The following is a 610-nucleotide window of genomic DNA, read 5'->3' as shown; positions in this document are numbered from 1 at the left end:
TTTTCGAAATAAGTTACCCATAACCTGCAAGCTAAGCTATTGATAAGATTTGAATTTTCCGTTAGTTGGTGGCTGATTTTTTCGAAAACAGTACACTAGGCTTCAAATCGGGATTATTTCCTTGTGTATCTTTATTGTCACGACGACGCTTATCTACTTCGCCGGTTGATTTAGCAATTGGCTTTGGGCCTGGTTTAATAGCCATAAGACTTCTCCTTAAAATTAAAATCGCTTACCCCTATAGCCCACAATATTGCAGGCTAAAGGAAGGTTCGACCCCGGAAAAATGGATCCAATCAATACTACTGATGCCACTATGCCAGCGCAATCGCAAAAGCATGTCGGATTGTTGCTTGATCCACAGTCAAATAGGGTTTGCTGTGATCAAGGTAAGCATGACCGAGGATGGTCTGTAAACGGCCAGTCACAGATGCTACGCGGATTAAGTGTTTGAATTGTCCAGGGCGAAGGGATGTTGCTCGGCGGATGGATGCAGTCATGGGGCTCTCTGTCAGGATTGGTGACGAATCGCGAGCGATCCTGAGAGAGTTAGCAAGGGGCCTCCTGAATAGCTTACAGGCCCGCGTGCCAGGGGTCGGTTCAGGCTGGG

Annotated in this window: 1 protein-coding gene; it reads right to left on the bottom strand. The window is 46.7% G+C overall.

Features of this window, described 5'->3' with window-relative positions; translation table 11 throughout:
* Positions 1-61: 61 nt before the first annotated feature.
* Positions 62-205, bottom strand: coding sequence for a hypothetical protein (locus DW49_RS1000000133235; protein WP_169338193.1), 144 nt, complete (start codon positions 203-205; stop codon positions 62-64).
* Between the last annotated feature and the right edge of the window lie 405 nt (positions 206-610).

It is taken from the genome of Pseudomonas avellanae BPIC 631 (genome assembly GCF_000444135.1).
Lineage (GTDB): Bacteria > Pseudomonadota > Gammaproteobacteria > Pseudomonadales > Pseudomonadaceae > Aquipseudomonas > Aquipseudomonas avellanae.
Note: the sequence above shows the minus strand (reverse complement) of the source record. Positions and strands in the feature narration are given on the sequence as shown.